The organism is Streptomyces sp. NPDC107517 (assembly GCF_055582645.1).
The window spans coordinates 102,375-116,626 of record NZ_JBVJPM010000003.1 but is presented as its reverse complement, the minus strand read 5'-3'; the positions used below and the strand labels follow the sequence as shown (position 1 = coordinate 116,626).

Below are 14,252 nucleotides of genomic sequence, written 5' to 3'. Positions count from 1 at the left end.
TGAGACCATGGAAGAGAAGACACGACAGGCCGCACGGCGGACCAGTGGACCGGACAGGCAAGGAGGCGGCGCCCCCGCATGACGGAACGTACGACGCGGGCCACGGTCGAGCGTGCCTTCGCGGCCGCCCTGTACGGGGAGGGCGCGGAGGCCGGGCTCGACACCGGTGCGTCCCTGCTCGCCGCCGACCCGTCCGCCGACACCCAGCTCGCCCTGCGCGGGCAGGAGTTCGTACGCCGGTCCTGGGAGCGCGGCTGGCAGCCCGCCGACGTCATGCGCATCGTCGTACGTGACCTCGAAGAGAGTCCGCACGGACACATCGCGGCCCGCCTGATCCGCGCCGAGACCGCACGTTACGAGTACCTGCCCGCGCGCTGGGACGCACAGCTCGCCGAGCTCCCGCAGGACCCGGGGCAGGCATCCGGCTCCGGCGCGCGGGGCCCCCGCCTCGACCGCTTCTCGTACGCCACCGCCGTCCTGGAGCTGTACAGACTCCTCCTGCGCCTCCCGCCGATAGAGGCCGTGGGGCCCGTGCCCGGCGAGTCCGTGGCGCGGCCCGTCGCGGGGGAGCCGCGCGAGCTCGCCCGGATCCGCGCGCTGCTCGCCAAGGCGGAGGCGACCGGCTACCCGCCCGAGGCCGAGGCCCTGGCGGCGAAGGCGCAGGAACTGATGACCAGGCACAGCGTCGACGCGGCGCTCCTCGCGGCCCGTACGCACGCGAAGGACACGCCCGTCGCGTGCCGGATCGGCGTGGACGCCCCGTACGAGACGGCGAAGGCGGCCCTCCTGGACGCGGTCGCGTCGGCGAACCGCTGCCGTGCGGTGTGGAACAGCGGCTTCGGCTTCTCCACGGTCGTCGGCTTCGAGTCCGACCTGGAGGCGGTGGAACTGCTCCATACGTCGCTGCTGGTGCAGGGCACGGCGGCGATGACGCGGGCCGAGGCCGAGCAGCGCGCCGGGGGACGCAAGCGGACCAAGACGTTCCGGCAGGCGTTCCTCGCCGCGTACGCGCACCGCATCGGCGACCGGCTCGCGGCCGTGGCGGAGGAGGTGACCGGGCAGAGCCAGGAGGGCGGGCTGCTGCCGGTCCTGGCGGCGCGCGATGTCGCGGTGGCCGGCCGGACCGACGACATGTTCCCGCAGACCGTGACGACGCGGGTCCGGGGTGTCAGCGACGGCGCCGGCTGGGCGGAGGGAGTGGCCGCCGCCGACCGCGCCCGCGTCTCGGACCGCGCCGAGGTGCGCGGCGGCGGCACACACCGGTGAACCAACCCCCGAGCCAACCCCCTCACCTACCCCCCAACCGAACCACCCCAACCCATATGCCCGACTCGCCCGTATCCTGACGGAGTGAGCTGGTTCCGGGCGCTGAAGGACACCACCCGCTCGGGCCTGAGTGTCGAGCGGAAACGCCTGGAACCCCTGATCGCGCTGCGCGGCGCCGCCGGTCTGGCCATCGTGATCACGATCAGCCTCACGTTCTTCGGCCCGGCGGTCGCGGCGAGCTCCGCGTTCGGTGCGTTCCAGGCGGCGATCGCCACGTTCCAGCGCAGCTGGCGCCCCCGCCCCGAGCTGGCCGTCGCCTCAGGCGCGAGCCTCGGCGTCTCGACGTTCCTCGGCTACCTCACCGGCGGCCACCTCGTCCTCTTCCTCGCGCTCCTCGTCCTGTGGACGTTCCTGGCGGGCCTCGCCTGGGCGGCGGGCCCGACGATCGGCATCATCGCGTCGTCCAACGTCGCGATGATGCTGGTCACGATCACCCTGCCGACCTCGGTCGCGGCCGCCGTCGGGCACGCCGCGATGATGGTCTTCGGCGGTCTCGTCCAGGCCGCCCTCGTGATCCTCTTCCCGGTACGAAGATGGGGCGCGCACCGCGACGCCCTGGCCGACGCGCTCGCCGCGGAGGCCGACTACGCGCGCCGGCTGCGCCACGACCCGGTCGCCCCGTTCGACGGGGAACCGCTGATGCTGGCGCGCAGCGCCGCCGCGCTCACCCCGCGCCAGGCCCGCACCCGCCCGGCTCAGCTGCGGGGCGCCCGCGGCATCGCCGAACGCATCCGCCCGGTCCTCGCCTCCCTCGCGGACCCGGCCGTCGGCGTCCCGGACGAGGGGCCCGAGCGCGAGCGCGTGCGGGAACTCCTGGGCGCGGCGGGCTCGATGCTGGACGCGGCGGCGCGGGCGATCCGCCACGGGGCCCCGGTCACGGTGCCCCCGGCGGCGGTCGCCGCGTTCAGGACCCCCGACACGGGGGCGATCCTCTCCGGCCCGGCGAAGCGGGCGGCGGCGCGCCTCGGCTCGCTCCTCGGGGACGTACTGGAGACCGCCGGCGCCCGGACGGACACCCAGCATCCCGAGCCCCGCAACGAGAACGCCCAGCTCACCCGCCCCACCCTCGTCCGGCTGCTTCCCATCGCGGCCGGAGCGATGCGCAAGGAGCTGCACCGCGGTTCGCCGATTCTCCGGCACGCCATCCGGGTGGCGGCCGTCGCCGCGGTCGGCTACCTCATCGGCACCGCCCTCCCCTTCGGCCACGGTTACTGGGCGCCGATGGCCGCCGTCATGGTCATGCGCCCCGACTTCTCACAGACGTACTCGCGCGCGGTGGCCCGTTTCGGCGGCACGCTCATCGGAGTCGCCCTCGCCACCGGGCTCGTCCAGGTCGCCCGCCCGGACACCGCCCTCTCCGCGACGCTCGCCGTCATCTGCGCGGGCCTGATGTACCTCGTGATGCGCACGGGCCAGCTCGCCGCGCAGGCCTGCATCGCCGCGTACGTCGTGTTCCTGCTCGGCATGGGCGGCGAGGCGTGGGACCAGACGGTCCCCGAGCGGGTCGTCCTCACACTCGTCGGCGGCCTCCTCGCGATGCTGGCGTACGCGGTGTACCCGGCCTGGGAGACGCCCCGCCTGCGCACGCGCCTCGCGGACTGGCTGCTCGCCCTCGGCCGGTACGGCGCCGCCGTGATCGGCCGCTACGCGGAGCCCGGCGGCGGGAACCTGCCCGATGTGCGCGAGGCCCTGCTCGCCGCCCGCACGGCCGAACTCGCCTGGCAGGAGGCCGTGTCCAGGGCGCGGACCGAACCGGTGCGCCACCGCGGCCTCTCCCGCGCGGCGGCCGACGACGCCGAACACGCCCTGCGGCACATCGGCCGGGTCGAGATGCTGATGGAGGCGCACCTCCCCGAACGTGACGCGACCCCGGTCCCGGCGGCCGCCCGCCTCGCGAAGGCGCTGAGCACCGCCACGGAGGACGGCGCGCGTGCGGTGCGCGAGCGCCGGGTGCCGCGGTGGCAGGCGGTACGGGACGCTCTCGCGGACTGGGACGGCGAGGACGTACCGGACAGGGTCGTACGCAGGGGTGCGGGCCTGCTCCTCGAGGCCCTGGAGGAACTCTCCGACGCACTCGACACCGATGTCCCCCCGATCACCCTGAAACCCGACGCATCGCCCGAGGGCCGGAAACCCGAGGACCGGAACCCCACGAACCGGAAACCCGAGGTTCAGAAACCCGAAGGGCCGCCCGGTCCGGAGGACCGAGCGGCCCGATAACGGGAGAGCGGCTCACGCGGCAGCCGCGAGGGAGAGGGAACCCGCCCGCGTCAGGACGTCGGCAGCCCCATCGTCGGGAACCCCGACGGCAGCTTCCCGTGGTCCGTCTTGCGGAACGTGTCGTCCCCGAAGCCTTCCCACGACACCTTCAGGGTCGTGGCGTCGACGGACTTGACCTGCCCCATGTTCCGGTCGGTGTTCCCGTCGGCGCACTTCAGGGTGAGCATCTGCATGCCCATCTCGTCCCCGGCGGTCCCGCTGCACACGTGCTCGCCGACCAGGGCCACCTTCTTGCCGCTGATGAGCAGGGCGACGCTCTTGCCCTGGGACGTGGTGACCCAACTGCCCTGAAGACTCCCGGACTTCCCGCCGGAACCGGAACCGCCCGTGTCGCCGCCCGTGGACGCCGTGGCCGAGGCCTGCGGCGTCTCCTTGGACTTGCCTCCGTCGCCCCCGTCGCCGCTGTCGCTGCTGCATCCGGTGATCACGAGCGCCGCGGCGACTCCCGCCGCGGCGGCACCGATCCGTACGCGCTTCAGCACAAGATCCCCCTACGTTGCGGATGTGACTGCCGGTACGTGGCCCGGCCCGCAGCAAGCTACCAGCCGCCCCGCACGTCACCAGGAAGACTTCCGCACCCCGGGCAAGAAGCCCGCATGCGCCTGCTCGCGCAGGTTCACCCGGGAGAGGCCGAAGGCGCGAAGATATCCGCGCGGCCGGCCGTCGACGCTGTCGCGGTTGCGTACGCGCGTGGCGCTCGCGTCCCGCGGCTGACGTGCCAACTGCCTTTGTGCGGATGCCCGTTCCGTGCCGGTGGACGACAGTCGGCGCACGATCTCGTTGAGCTCGGCGCGGCGCGCGGCGCAACGGGCGACGACCCTCCGGCGCTTCTCGTTCTTCGCGATCTTGCTCTTCTTGGCCATCAGATCCTCACTCCACGGGCACGAATCCTGGCGACGGCGGCTTCGACGCCGATCGCGTCGACGGTCTTGATCGCCCTGGCGCTCAGCCGCAGCTGTACGTGCCTGCCCTCGCTCGGCAGCCAGTAGCGCTTGCGCTGGGCGTTCGGGTCGAAGCGGCGTGACGTGCGCCGGTGGGAGTGGGAGATGCGGTTGCCGAAGCCGGGGGCGGCCTCGGTCAGCATGCAGTGCGCGGACAAAACGACGTGCCTCTCTCGTTGGCGGTGGCCCGGTGGCCCGGTGGCCCGGTGGCCCGGTGGCCCGGAACTGTGGCCCCGCAGTCCGGAGCCGCCGTGACCCGAAGGTCGCGCGGCCCCCTGACCCTGTGACCCGGATCATTTTGGAAACGGGATTCATTTTCATATACTAGCCCCATGGCACGCAACGAACTCCGCCCAGTGATCAAGCTCAGGTCCACCGCGGGTACGGGCTACACCTACGTGACCCGCAAGAACCGCCGTAACGACCCCGACCGCGTGACCCTGCGCAAGTACGACCCGGCCGCAGGCCGTCACGTCGACTTCCGAGAGGAGCGCTGAGCCCCGTGCGCAAGGACACCCACCCCGACTACGGCCCGGTCGTCTTCCGTGACCGCGCCGCGAACCACGCCTTCCTCACCCGGTCCACCGCCACCAGCGACAAGACCGTCGAGTGGGAGGACGGCCGGACCTACCCCGTCATCGACGTCGAGATCTCGAACGTGAGCCACCCCTTCTACACGGGCAACGCGCGCGTCCTCGACACCGCCGGCCGTGTGGAGCGCTTCGAGCGGCGCTTCGGGAAGCGGGGCGGCCGGTGACCCGGCTGCCCGTAGTGATCGTCGGCGGCCTGCACGCGGAAGCGCGCCGGGCCGCCGTCGAGGAACTGCTCGCCACGGTCCCGGGCAGCGTCGCACTCCACCACGACTTAGGGTCTGCCCCGCGCCTTCGACACTCTCCTCGAGGTCTGAATGCCCCCGCGCAGCCCCGACCGCAGGCCTGACCGCAAGCCGGCCGAGCCCCGCGCCGGCCGCCCTTCCCCAAGGGCTCGGCTTCGCTCGGCCGGCGGAGACCCCGACGGCCAGGCCGAGATCACGTACGTCGACTACAAGGACACGGATCTGCTGCGGAAGTTCATCTCCGACCGCGGCAGGATCCGCAGTCGTCGCGTCACCCGCGTCTCGGCGCAGCAGCAGCGCCGGCTCACCGCGGCGATCAAGAACGCGCGCGAGATGGCGCTGCTGCCTTACGGAACACGCTGACCCCGGCGGAGCCTCAGAAGGGGAACTGGCTGCGGCCGTGCTGCACGGAGATCCACTTCTGGGTGGTGAACGCCTCGACCGTCGCCTCGCCGTTCAGCCGGCCGAGCCCGGACCGCTTCTCGCCGCCGAACGCGACGAGCGGCTCGTCGTGCACCGTCCCGTCGTTGACGTGGATCATCCCGGTGTCGATACGCCGCGCGAACGCGACGCCCCGCTCCACGTCCCGCGTGTGGACGGCCCCGCTCAGCCCGTACGGGGTGTCGTTCGCGACCGCCACCGCCTCCTCGTCCCCGTCGAACGGGATGAGGAGTGCGACCGGCCCGAAGATCTCCTGCCGCAGCACCGGGGAGTCGGCCGGCAGGCCCGTCAGGACGCTCGGCTCGACCAGGTTGCCGACGGTCTTGCCGTGCAGCAGTGCGGTCGCGCCCTCCGCGAGCGCCTGGTCGACGACGCCCGAAACGGCCTCCGCCTGTGTGGAGTTGATGACCGGACCGATGACGGTCGACGGGTCGCGCGGGTCGCCCACCTTGAGGGACCTGACCTTGGCGACGAACTTCTCGGTGAACTCCTTCTCCACCTTGCGGTCGACCAGGATCCGGTTGGCGGCCATGCAGACCTGGCCCTGGTGCACGTACCGGCTGAAGACCGCAGCGTCGACCGCGTAGTCGATGTCCGCGTCGTCGAGCACGGTCAGCGCGCTGTTGCCGCCCAGCTCCAGGACGGCGTGCTTGAACTGGGAGGCGCACACCGTCGCGACGTGCTGGCCCACCGCGTCGGAGCCGGTGAAGGAGATGACCTTCGGCACGGGGTGGGTGAGGAGCGCGTCGCCTATCTCGGCGATATCGGTGATGACGACGTTGAGCAGACCGGCCGGCAGGCCCGCGTCCTCGAAGATCTTCGCGACCAGGGAGCCACCGCAGATCGGGGTGTTCTGGTGCGGCTTGAGCACCACGCCGTTGCCGAGGGCCAGCGCGGGTGCCACCGACTTCAGCGACAGCAGGAACGGGAAGTTGAAGGGGCTGATGATGCCCACGACCCCGACGGGAACGCGGTAGAGCCGGTTCTCCTTGCCGTCGACGGGCGACGGGATGACCCGCCCCTGGGGGCGCAGCGCCAACTGGATCGACTCGCGCAGGAACTCCTTGGCGAGATGCAGCTCGAACCCGGCCTTGAGCCGCGTACCGCCGAGCTCGTCGACGATCGCGTCGGATATCTCGTTCTCGCGCTCCTCGACCAGGCGCAGCGCCCGCTCGAAGACGAGGCGGCGCGTGTACGCGTTGGTGTCGGCCCAGCTCTTCTGCGCCCGCTCGGCCGCGCGGTACGCCTCGTCGACCTCGTCGGCCGACGCCACGGTGATGGAGGCCAGCTTGTCACCGTTGTACGGGTTGAAGTCGATGATGTCCCACGCCCCGCGGCCGGGACGCCATGAACCGTCTATGTATTGCTGGGCCAGTTCGGTGAAGTAGGACATGAGATCCCTTGCTGCTGCCGGCAGACACCTAATGGCTCGTCATCTTACGTCTGTACCAGTCGAGTTGTGGCCGGGTTGGGGTGCCCGCCCGATCGTCATCGATCGTAAGACGCGGCAGAAGCAATGCTTCTCGGCCAGTCCTGGTCAACTGGTCCCGCTCGGCCGGCCCCGGTCAACCGGTCCCGCTCGGCCGATCGCGGTCAGCCGTTCTTGGCCAGCAGGCCCCGGATGATGTCCACGCTCTCCTGCGGCGTCGGGCACTCCGACTGGAGCTGCTTCATCGACCGCGCGTACTGCGTGACGTCCTCGCGCTTGTCGAGGTAGAGGGCGCTGGTGAGCTGCTCCATGTAGACGATGTCGGAGAGGTCGGACTCCGGGAAGCTGAGCATCGCGAAGGCGCCGGTCTCGCCCGAGTGGCCGCCGAATCCGAACGGCATGACCTGGAGCGTGACGTTGGGCCGCTCGGAGACGTCGATCAGATGCTGGAGCTGGCCCTGCATCACCTTCGGTCCGCCGTAAGGGCGTTGCAGCGCCGCCTCGTCGAGCACCACGTGGAACTCGGGTGCGCGTTCGGAGACGAGGAGCTTCTGCCGTTCGAGGCGCAGTGCCACACGCCGGTCGATGTCCGCCTTCGGTGCGCCCTTCATGCCCCGGGCGACGACCGCGTGCGCGTACCCCTCGGTCTGGAGGAGGCCGTGCACGAACTGCACCTCGTAGGCGCGGATGAGCGACGCGGCGCCCTCCAGGCCGACATAGGTGGGGAACCAGCCGGGCAGGACGTCCGAGTACGTGTGCCACCAGCCTGCGACGTTGGCCTCCTTGACGAGGGAGAGGAGCGCGCCGCGCTCGGCCTCGTCGGCGACGCCGTACAGGGTCAGCAGGTCCTCGACGTCCCTGGCCTTGAAGCTCACCCGTCCCAACTCCATGCGGCTGATCTTCGATTCGGATGCGCGGATCGAGTAGCCGGCCGCTTCCCGGGTGATGCCACGCGACTCGCGCAGGCGCCTCAGTTGCGAACCCAGCAGGATGCGTCGCACCACTGAGCCGCTCGACTCTCCCGCACTCACGTCGCTTCACCCTCCCCATCGCTTCCGGAGCCGAAGTCTGCCATTAAAACGCTCCGGCCCGTACTCGTTCGGTTACAGAAACGGAAAGGTTGCGAAAGGTCTCCACAAGAAGTCGTGGGAAGAAATGAGCAACAAGTGGTACGTGCGGGGACAGGTCGGGCGCGTGCACGTGCATCTGCCCTTGCATCCGCTGTACGCATTCGGAACGATGGCCCACGCACCACCGCTCCAATCGCTATGTACCGCGAATCCCGGGAGTGCCTCGCATGGGGACGAATGGACCGGCCATGCTCGAGCCGTTAAGGCAGGGGCTTCCGCCACTCGACCCTTCAGGCGTCTCCAGCTCCGCCTCCTGCGCACTTCCCGCACGGTACGAAGCGGTGGGCAGCGCCCGTAAGTTCACGCGCGGGACGCTCGACGGCTGGGACGTGGCGGAGAGATTCGACGACGTCTGCCTCGTCGTTTCCGAACTCGTCACCAATGCCCTGCGGCACGGGCTGCCCTCGAACACCCCGCGCTCACAGGACCCGCCGGTGCGGCTGCATCTGATGCGCTGGACCTCACGCCTGGTGTGCGCGGTGCGCGATCCCAGTGACGAGAGCCCCGTCGCCCGCGAGGCGGACGACGACTTCAACGCCGAATCGGGCCGCGGCCTGTTCCTCGTCGACTCGTTCAGCGACAGCTGGGGCTGGCATCCGCTGGCCGGCACGCTGAACGGGAAAGTGGTGTGGGCGCTGTTCCGGCTGTGAGTGCGGGCGGGCAACGGGCCTGTAGTTACTGGCAACTGATGGCGGGTCACTGGCAGCGGACAGCTGACGACTGTCACCTGACGGCTGACAATTGTCGTCATCTGTCAGTTGATACCTGTCACCTGTCACCTGTCACCTGTCAGTCGTGAGCTGAGCTGAGCTGAGCTGGGCTGTCAGGCGTCAGCCAGAAGTTTGCTGACCGTCACCGGTGGCCGGTCATCCGCTGCCGGTCACCCGTCCGCTATCAGATGGTCGAACTCCCCGTCCTTGACGCCCAGCAGCATCGCTTCTATCTCGGCGGGCGTGTAGACGAGTGCCGGGCCCTCCGGGAAGTTCGAGTTGCGCATCGCCACTCGGCCCCCCGGCAATTTCGCGAACTCCACGCAGGAGCCCTGCGAGTTGCTGTGCCTGCTCTTCTGCCAGACCACACCGTGAAGCTGCGTGGCCGCCATGCCGTTGTACACGTGGTGCACAGTCGCTCCCCGGTCGTGCTGTGGCCTGTGAGGCTCATGTGGCCAGCGAGTCAGGTGTAGTGGTCAACTGTCCTGGATCATAGCTGCGTTCACATGCCGATGCATGGGCAGATGCACGTGCACGGGGGGTGTTCCCGCGGTTACAGCTCTTCGAGCGTCTGCCCCAGCGCCCGCATGACATGCGAACGCCAGCCCCCGTCCATGATCTTCCGCGCCATCATCTGTGCCGGATCGTCCGGATCGAATCCGTCGTGCACAAGGAAGAGACGCGTTCCACGGCCTTCTGGCTCCAGGTTCCACGTAATGGTCCAGTCCGCAGAATTGGCCGGATCCCGGTCCTGCCACCGGACGCTGAGCATCCGCTGCTCCTCGTACGCGAGGACCTCTACGTCTACGGTGCCGGAGAAGCCGGTGTTGGGGCGCGGCACGGTCGTCATCACGTACCGGTGGCCCACCTCGAGGCGGAAGTCGTCACTGCCCGTCATCAGCCACTGGGCGATCAGCTCGGGTTCGGTGAGGGCGCGCCAGACCTTGGCGGGCGGGTGGGGGAAGAACTGGTCGACCGTAATGCTCGTGAGGCTCATGACTCGTCATCGTCGGGTATGCGGTCGAGGAGTTCGGCGAGCCCCTTCAGGCGCCCGCGCCAGAACCGCTCGTACGGATGGAGCCAGTCCTGCACCTCGGCCAGAGGGGACGCCTCGAGCCGGTATATGCGCTGCCGCCCCGCGCGCTCCTCCGACACGAGGCCGGCCTCTCGGAGCACCTTGAGGTGCTCCGAGAGGCTGGGCCGGCGCATTGCGAAGTGGTCGGCGAGCGCCTGGACGGGCTGCGGGCCCTCGTCCCTGAGGAGGCGGAGCACCTCGCGCCGTGTCCCGTTGGCGAGCGCGGCGAACAGCCGGTCCTGGCCGGTGGTGTCGGTCGCGCTCGTCATCGACATCGGCCTCAGAACCCTTCCTTCTCCGTGATGAGCATCAGCGAGTTGCCGTCCGGGTCGCTGAAGGCGGCCATGCGGCCCCACGGCACGTCGTCGGGGCCGGTGACCTCGGCTCCGGCGGCGGTGAGCCGTGCGCAGTCGGCGTCGACGTCGGTCGTCACCAACATGATCCCCCGCGTCGAACCGGGGGTGAAATCGCCCATGCCCGGACCGGACAGCGTGAAGACGGTCTGCGCGCCCGCCGGTGCGACCTGGAGCCAGCGGCCCGGCGGCATCTCGCGGTCGACGACGACGTCAAAGCCGAGTACGTCGACGTAGAAGCGCAGGGCGCGGTCCTGGTCGGAGACGGGAAGGGTGATGAAGGAGGCGTGCGTGATGTTCGCGTGGCTGCTCATGCCCAGACTATAGGTAGGGGTTTCCCTACGCGTCAAACGTAGGGAAATTCCTACGCGATACGTTCCCGGGTCCCGGGTCCCGGGTCCAGGTTCGGGTTCGGGGTCCCGGGACCGGGGTCCGGGTTCGGCGTCCGGGCGGTGCCGCTCGCTCGAGGACGGGAACTGACCGCAAGTCCCTCTACCTTCGTGAGTACAGGCAGCGAAACCGACGGAAGGCGGCCCACGATGGCGACTCACGGGAAGGCGGAGATCCGCGGCGACGAACGCGGCACCCTCCTGATCTGCCTCGCCGAGCAGCGCGGCGCCATCCGCCGGGCCGTGCTCGGGCTGAGTGACGAGCAGGCCGCGGCGACCCCGAGCGCCAGCGCGCTGGCGCTGTCCGGGTTGATCAAGCACGTCGCCGAGACCGAGCAGGGCTGGGTGGCGCGGGCCCGGCAGGTCGCGCCCGACACGCAGCGCACCGAGGCGAACTGGGCCGACAGCTTCCGGCTCGTGGGCGACGAGAGTGTCGAGTCGGCGCTCGCCTACTGGGACAAGGTGGCGCTGGCCACCGAGGAGTTCATCCGGTAGGTGCCGAGCCTCGACGACACGTTTCCGCTGCCCCGTCATGACTGGAACCCGCACGAGGGGGAGGTGTCCATGCGGTGGATGCTGCTCCATCTGATCCGGGAGGCGGCCCGGCACGCGGGGCATGCGGACATCATCCGCGAGTCCCTCGACGGGAAGACCGCGTACGAGCTGGCCGTGATGGCTCAGGAGTGACGTCCTACGCTGGGGCCCATGTCAGCGATCCGTCTCCTGGTCCTCGGGGCCGTACGCCAGCACGGCCGCGCGCACGGTTACCAGGTGCGCAACGACCTCGAGTACTGGGGCGCGCACGAGTGGTCGAACGCCAAGCCCGGGTCGATCTATCACGCGCTCAAGCATATGGCGAAGCAGGGATTCCTCGTCGCGCACGAGATCGCGCCGTCCACGGCCGGCGGCCCGCCGCGTACCGAGTACGAGATCACGGACAAGGGCACCGAGGAGTTCCGTACGCTGCTGCGTGAGGCGCTCGTGTCGTACGACCAGAAGCCGGACATCCTCTCGGCCGCGCTCGGCTTCATCGTCGATCTGCCGCGGCAGGAGGCGGTGGAGCTGCTGCGGCGGCGCGTGGACGGCATCGAGAAGTGGCGGCGCGCCGTCACCGAGTACTACACGCCCGAGGACGGGCCCGAAGGACTCGGGCACATCGGCGAGATCATGAATTTCTGGGTGCACACGGCCGACGCGGGCGCGGAGTGGACGCGGGGCCTGATCGGCCGGATCGAGGGTGGCGCATACGCGTTCGCGGGCGAGGGTGAGCCCTTTGTCGGGGTGCTCGCGGAGGGGCAGGAGAACCCCTACGCCACCGGCGAGGCGCACCCCGACGACCCTCGCTAGTCACCGCTGACCACCACTGGTCAGCGCCGGCCATCGCCAATTCGCGTTAATCAAGTTTGACTAATGACTGAAGCGGGGCTACCTTTCGCGGTGTAGTCAAATTTGAGTACCGAGATTCTCGGTGGGAGGAGCCGGATGACCGACGCCATCATCGTCGAGGGCGCACGGAAGAGGTACGGGGACAAATGGGCGCTGGACGGGCTCGACCTCACGGTCGCCCGCGGCACCGTGCACGGGCTGCTCGGGCCGAACGGCGCGGGCAAGACGACGGCCGTCCGCACCATGACGACGCTGCTGCGGGCCGACGAGGGGCGGGTCGAGGTGGCGGGTCACGACGTGCGGCGGGAGGCGGGCGAGGTGCGCCGCCGCATCGGGCTCCTCGGCCAGCACGCGGCGGTGGACGAGGGGCTCGGCGGGTGGCAGAACCTGGAGATGTTCGGACGCCTCCACCATCTGGGCGCCCGCCGTGCGCGGGTGCGAGCCGACGAACTCCTCGAGCGCTTCGGGCTCGCCGGCACCGGGCGCAAGGCGGTCGGGCAGTACAGCGGCGGCATGCGGCGCCGCCTGGACCTGGCCGCCTCGCTCATCACGGACCCGGAGGTGCTCTTCCTGGACGAGCCGACGACGGGCCTCGATCCGCGCGGGCGCGCCGAGGTGTGGGGCGCGGTGCGCTCCCTCGTCGGGGGCGGTACGACGGTGCTGTTGACGACGCAGTATCTGGAGGAGGCCGACCAGCTCGCCGACCGCATCTCGGTCGTGGACCGGGGCAGGGTCGTCGCCGGGGGCACCGCCGACGAGCTCAAGGCCCGGCTCGGCGGTGACAGGATCGACGTCGTCGTGCGGGACGGGTCCCAACTGGACGTAGCGGCAGGGCTGTTGCCGGACGGTGCCACGGTCGACGCGGACCGCCGGCTGGTCAGCGCGCCCGTCGCCGACCGGATGGCCGCGCTCACGGAGGTCGTGCGGGCGCTCCAGGGCGCGGGTGTGCAGGCCGAGGACATCGCGGTGCGCAGACCGACCCTGGACGAGGTGTTCCTGCATCTGACGGGACCGGGACAGCCGGGACAGCTCGGGCAGCCGGGACAGCCCGGGCAGCCGGTACAGAAGGACGCGGCGGAACGTGGACACGTATCGGACCGGCCGGAGGTGAAGGCATGAGTACGCCGATGAGCTGGGCCGTCGCCGATTCGTGGACCATGACACGGCGTGAGCTGGCGCACTGGGCGCGCCGGCCCACGCAGATCGTGGTCGGGCTGGTCTTCCCGGTGATGCTGCTGCTGATGTTCGGCTTCCTGGTCGGTGGCGGCAAGGGAGTCGAGGGCGAGTACGTCGACTATCTGGTGCCGGGCATGCTCGCGCTGACCATGGCGTTCGGGCTCGAGGCGACGATGCTGGCGGTGACGCAGGATCTGAACAAGGGGGTGATCGACCGGTTCAGGTCGATGCCGATGGTCAACGGCGCGGTGCTGGTGGGCCGTTCGGCCGCCGACATGCTCCAGTCGGCCGCCGCGCTTGTCGTGATGACCGGTGTCGGTTACGTGATCGGCTGGCGTCCGCACGGCTCGGCCGGGACCTTCCTGGGCGCGCTCGGCCTGCTGCTCCTCTTCCGGTTCGCGATGCTGTGGATCGGCATCCACCTGGCGATGGTGGCGGGGAAGCCGGAGCTGGTGCAGGCCGTGCAGATCCTCGTCTGGCCGGTCGGGTTTCTGTCGAACGCGCTCGCCGAGCCCGGCTCGATGCCCGGCTGGCTGGGCACGGTCGTCGAGTGGAACCCGATGTCGCACACGGCGACTGCCGTACGGGACCTGTTCGGCGGGCCCGGCGGGGAGCCGGGTCACCTGTGGTCGGCGGTGCTGTGGCCGCTCGCGCTGCTCGCGGTGTTCTTCCCCCTGGCGGTAAGGAAGTTCGCGGCGCTCAGCAAATAGGGCTCAGGAAGCAAGGCTCAGGGAACAGGGCCCAGGAAACAGGGCCCGGCAAAGAGGGCTCAGCGGATGAG

18 protein-coding genes and 2 pseudogenes are annotated in these 14,252 nt (G+C 70.3%); 11 read left to right on the top strand and 9 right to left on the bottom strand.

All coding sequences use genetic code 11. The features are described 5' to 3' along the window. The first annotated feature begins 78 nt into the window (after window positions 1–78). On the top strand, window positions 79–1,266 hold the full coding sequence (locus tag ACZ67T_RS08315; protein WP_469982456.1) for a DUF2786 domain-containing protein: 1,188 nt from the start codon (window positions 79–81) through the stop codon (window positions 1,264–1,266). Window positions 1,267–1,350: 84 nt separating this feature from the next. Continuing rightward, window positions 1,351–3,546 carry an FUSC family protein gene (locus ACZ67T_RS08310; protein WP_469982455.1) on the top strand — a complete coding sequence of 732 codons (2,196 nt, stop codon included), beginning with the start codon at window positions 1,351–1,353 and terminating at the stop codon, window positions 3,544–3,546. A 50-nt stretch (window positions 3,547–3,596) separates the two neighbouring features. On the opposite strand, the gene ACZ67T_RS08305 is transcribed toward ACZ67T_RS08310, so the two are convergent. The 3 genes from ACZ67T_RS08305 to rpmB form a co-directional block, all read right to left on the bottom strand. Further along, complete coding sequence (locus tag ACZ67T_RS08305; RefSeq protein WP_469982453.1) at window positions 3,597–4,088, bottom strand: hypothetical protein; 492 nt, start codon at window positions 4,086–4,088, stop codon at window positions 3,597–3,599. A gap of 75 nt (window positions 4,089–4,163) precedes the next feature. Next, entirely contained in the window at window positions 4,164–4,469 is a 306-nt protein-coding gene (gene rpsN / locus ACZ67T_RS08300; protein WP_469982451.1) for a 30S ribosomal protein S14, read from the bottom strand. Further along, window positions 4,469–4,705 carry a 50S ribosomal protein L28 gene (gene rpmB, locus ACZ67T_RS08295; RefSeq protein WP_469982449.1) on the bottom strand — a complete coding sequence of 79 codons (237 nt, stop codon included), beginning with the start codon at window positions 4,703–4,705 and terminating at the stop codon, window positions 4,469–4,471. The genes rpsN and rpmB overlap by 1 nt, the downstream gene beginning before the upstream one ends. A gap of 174 nt (window positions 4,706–4,879) precedes the next feature. On the opposite strand from rpmB, the gene rpmG reads away from it, so the two are divergent. The 4 genes and pseudogenes from rpmG to rpsR all read left to right on the top strand — a co-directional run bounded on the left by rpmG (window position 4,880) and on the right by rpsR (window position 5,745). Beyond that, window positions 4,880–5,044, top strand: a complete 165-nt coding sequence (gene rpmG, locus ACZ67T_RS08290) for a 50S ribosomal protein L33 (protein WP_469982448.1) — start codon at window positions 4,880–4,882, stop codon at window positions 5,042–5,044. 5 nt (window positions 5,045–5,049) lie between these two features. Beyond that, complete coding sequence (locus ACZ67T_RS08285) at window positions 5,050–5,304, top strand: type B 50S ribosomal protein L31 (protein ID WP_469982446.1); 255 nt, start codon at window positions 5,050–5,052, stop codon at window positions 5,302–5,304. Then, a pseudogene (locus ACZ67T_RS08280) lies at window positions 5,301–5,423 on the top strand (cobalamin biosynthesis protein CobW); the annotation flags it as partial. The gene ACZ67T_RS08285 and the pseudogene ACZ67T_RS08280, both read left to right, overlap by 4 nt. A 31-nt stretch (window positions 5,424–5,454) precedes the next feature. Beyond that, on the top strand, window positions 5,455–5,745 hold the full coding sequence (rpsR, locus tag ACZ67T_RS08275; RefSeq protein ID WP_469982445.1) for a 30S ribosomal protein S18: 291 nt from the start codon (window positions 5,455–5,457) through the stop codon (window positions 5,743–5,745). A 13-nt stretch (window positions 5,746–5,758) separates the two neighbouring features. On the opposite strand, the gene ACZ67T_RS08270 is transcribed toward rpsR, so the two are convergent. Further along, on the bottom strand, window positions 5,759–7,216 hold the full coding sequence (locus tag ACZ67T_RS08270; protein WP_469982444.1) for an aldehyde dehydrogenase family protein: 1,458 nt from the start codon (window positions 7,214–7,216) through the stop codon (window positions 5,759–5,761). 200 nt (window positions 7,217–7,416) lie between these two features. Beyond that, window positions 7,417–8,283 carry a helix-turn-helix domain-containing protein gene (locus ACZ67T_RS08265; protein ID WP_469982443.1) on the bottom strand — a complete coding sequence of 289 codons (867 nt, stop codon included), beginning with the start codon at window positions 8,281–8,283 and terminating at the stop codon, window positions 7,417–7,419. Window positions 8,284–8,549: 266 nt separating this feature from the next. On the opposite strand from ACZ67T_RS08265, the gene ACZ67T_RS08260 reads away from it, so the two are divergent. Beyond that, complete coding sequence (locus ACZ67T_RS08260) at window positions 8,550–9,032, top strand: ATP-binding protein (RefSeq protein ID WP_469982442.1); 483 nt, start codon at window positions 8,550–8,552, stop codon at window positions 9,030–9,032. A 230-nt stretch (window positions 9,033–9,262) separates the two neighbouring features. Here the strand turns inward: ACZ67T_RS08260 and ACZ67T_RS08255 are convergent, their stop codons facing one another. The 4 genes from ACZ67T_RS08255 to ACZ67T_RS08240 all read right to left on the bottom strand — a co-directional run bounded on the left by ACZ67T_RS08255 (window position 9,263) and on the right by ACZ67T_RS08240 (window position 10,834). Further along, window positions 9,263–9,505: a DUF397 domain-containing protein gene (locus ACZ67T_RS08255; protein ID WP_469982441.1), complete on the bottom strand. Its 243-nt coding sequence runs from the start codon at window positions 9,503–9,505 to the stop codon at window positions 9,263–9,265. A gap of 140 nt (window positions 9,506–9,645) precedes the next feature. After that, window positions 9,646–10,089, bottom strand: a complete 444-nt coding sequence (locus tag ACZ67T_RS08250) for an SRPBCC family protein (RefSeq protein ID WP_469982440.1) — start codon at window positions 10,087–10,089, stop codon at window positions 9,646–9,648. Next, a complete protein-coding gene (locus tag ACZ67T_RS08245) occupies window positions 10,086–10,442 on the bottom strand; it encodes an ArsR/SmtB family transcription factor (RefSeq protein ID WP_469982439.1) in 357 nt (118 codons plus the stop codon). Before ACZ67T_RS08245 ends, ACZ67T_RS08250 begins: the two co-directional genes overlap by 4 nt. Window positions 10,443–10,447: 5 nt before the next feature. Beyond that, on the bottom strand, window positions 10,448–10,834 hold the full coding sequence (locus tag ACZ67T_RS08240) for a glyoxalase superfamily protein (RefSeq protein ID WP_469982438.1): 387 nt from the start codon (window positions 10,832–10,834) through the stop codon (window positions 10,448–10,450). Window positions 10,835–11,059: 225 nt separating this feature from the next. On the opposite strand from ACZ67T_RS08240, the pseudogene ACZ67T_RS08235 reads away from it, so the two are divergent. The 4 genes and pseudogenes from ACZ67T_RS08235 to ACZ67T_RS08220 all read left to right on the top strand — a co-directional run bounded on the left by ACZ67T_RS08235 (window position 11,060) and on the right by ACZ67T_RS08220 (window position 14,181). Then, window positions 11,060–11,596 (top strand): annotated as a pseudogene (locus ACZ67T_RS08235) (DinB family protein). An 18-nt stretch (window positions 11,597–11,614) separates the two neighbouring features. Next, a complete protein-coding gene (locus ACZ67T_RS08230; protein ID WP_469982437.1) occupies window positions 11,615–12,256 on the top strand; it encodes a PadR family transcriptional regulator in 642 nt (213 codons plus the stop codon). Window positions 12,257–12,391: 135 nt separating this feature from the next. Then, window positions 12,392–13,414 carry an ATP-binding cassette domain-containing protein gene (locus tag ACZ67T_RS08225; RefSeq protein WP_469982435.1) on the top strand — a complete coding sequence of 341 codons (1,023 nt, stop codon included), beginning with the start codon at window positions 12,392–12,394 and terminating at the stop codon, window positions 13,412–13,414. Further along, a complete protein-coding gene (locus tag ACZ67T_RS08220; protein ID WP_469982434.1) occupies window positions 13,411–14,181 on the top strand; it encodes an ABC transporter permease in 771 nt (256 codons plus the stop codon). The genes ACZ67T_RS08225 and ACZ67T_RS08220 overlap by 4 nt, the downstream gene beginning before the upstream one ends. The last annotated feature ends 71 nt before the right edge of the window (window positions 14,182–14,252 follow it).

Bases quoted from the DNA above. Each gene is read 5' to 3' on its own strand.
- rpmG (WP_469982448.1), top strand. From the start codon at position 4,880: ATGGCACGCAACGAACTCCGCCCAGTGATCAAGCTCAGGTCCACCGCG.
- ACZ67T_RS08245 (WP_469982439.1), bottom strand. From the start codon at position 10,442: ATGTCGATGACGAGCGCGACCGACACCACCGGCCAGGACCGGCTGTTC.
- ACZ67T_RS08315 (WP_469982456.1), top strand. From the start codon at position 79: ATGACGGAACGTACGACGCGGGCCACGGTCGAGCGTGCCTTCGCGGCC.
- ACZ67T_RS08250 (WP_469982440.1), bottom strand. From the start codon at position 10,089: ATGAGCCTCACGAGCATTACGGTCGACCAGTTCTTCCCCCACCCGCCC.
- ACZ67T_RS08220 (WP_469982434.1), top strand. From the start codon at position 13,411: ATGAGTACGCCGATGAGCTGGGCCGTCGCCGATTCGTGGACCATGACA.
- ACZ67T_RS08270 (WP_469982444.1), bottom strand. From the start codon at position 7,216: ATGTCCTACTTCACCGAACTGGCCCAGCAATACATAGACGGTTCATGG.
- ACZ67T_RS08230 (WP_469982437.1), top strand. From the start codon at position 11,615: ATGTCAGCGATCCGTCTCCTGGTCCTCGGGGCCGTACGCCAGCACGGC.
- rpsR (WP_469982445.1), top strand. From the start codon at position 5,455: ATGCCCCCGCGCAGCCCCGACCGCAGGCCTGACCGCAAGCCGGCCGAG.
- ACZ67T_RS08260 (WP_469982442.1), top strand. From the start codon at position 8,550: ATGGGGACGAATGGACCGGCCATGCTCGAGCCGTTAAGGCAGGGGCTT.
- rpsN (WP_469982451.1), bottom strand. From the start codon at position 4,469: ATGGCCAAGAAGAGCAAGATCGCGAAGAACGAGAAGCGCCGGAGGGTC.
- ACZ67T_RS08225 (WP_469982435.1), top strand. From the start codon at position 12,392: ATGACCGACGCCATCATCGTCGAGGGCGCACGGAAGAGGTACGGGGAC.
- ACZ67T_RS08240 (WP_469982438.1), bottom strand. From the start codon at position 10,834: ATGAGCAGCCACGCGAACATCACGCACGCCTCCTTCATCACCCTTCCC.